Genomic DNA, 1,001 nt, shown 5'->3' with positions numbered 1-1,001 from the left:
GGCGTGGGCGCCGCCGTGCTGGCCCAGGTGCAGGACCGGGCGCGCCGCGAAGGCGCCGTGCTGCGCGTGACCGCGCTGCAGCGCAGCGATGCCAACCGCTTCTACCAGCGCCACGGCTTCGTGCAGACCGGCGAGGAAGACGTGGACGTGCACTACGAGTGGCGGCCCGAAGAGGGGGCCGAATGAGCGCGCCCCGGCCTTCGACCGCTTCTGCTACGGGGGCTTCGCCCCATCGGCCACCTTCGGCCGGCGGCTGGCTGGACGGAATCCTCCACGGCGCCCAGGCCGTGCAGCGCCGGGCCATGTCCAAGGCGATCACGCTGCTGGAGTCGACCCGCGCCGACCACCGCGCGCAGGGTGACGAGCTGCTCACCGCCTTGCTGCCGCACACCGGCCAGTCGTTTCGCCTGGGGATCAGCGGCGTGCCCGGCGTGGGCAAATCCACCTTCATCGAAGTGCTGGGCCTGCACCTCATCGGCCTGGGCCACCGCGTGGCGGTGCTCACCATCGACCCGTCCTCCACCGTGTCGGGCGGCTCCATCCTGGGCGACAAGACCCGCATGGAACACCTGTCCATGCACGAGAAGGCCTACATCCGCCCCAGCCCGTCCAGCGGCACCCTGGGCGGCGTGGCCGAGAAAACGCGCGAGGCCATGCTGGTGTGCGAGGCCGCCGGCTACGACATCGTCATGGTGGAGACCGTCGGCGTGGGCCAGAGCGAGATCGCCGTGGCCGGCATGACCGACATGTTCGTGCTGCTGCAGCTGCCCAACGCGGGCGACGACCTGCAGGCCATCAAGAAGGGCGTGATGGAGATCGCCGACCTGGTCGTCATCAACAAGGCCGACATCGACCCGCACGCCGCCACCCGCGCCGAGGCGCAGATCACCTCCAGCCTGCGGCTGCTCAGCCAGCACGGCAACCCCGAGCGCTCGCTGGGCCACCCCCGCCACGCGCCGGCAGCGGGCCACGGCGCGGTGTCGGCCGAAAGCGAACCGGCT

The 1,001-nt window shown here is 71.5% G+C and carries 2 protein-coding genes; both read left to right on the top strand.

The window, feature by feature from the left end:
- The coding region (locus AC27IQ_RS25630) for a GNAT family N-acetyltransferase (RefSeq protein ID WP_487091317.1) at positions 1 to 186 on the top strand (186 nt) is incomplete at its 5' end.
- On the top strand, positions 183 to 1,001 hold an 819-nt coding region (meaB, locus tag AC27IQ_RS25625), incomplete at its 3' end, for a methylmalonyl Co-A mutase-associated GTPase MeaB (RefSeq protein WP_487091316.1). The genes AC27IQ_RS25630 and meaB, both read left to right, overlap by 4 nt.

The organism is Acidovorax sp. KPB24-07 (assembly GCF_057543315.1).
This window is presented reverse-complemented; position numbering and strand designations above follow the sequence as displayed.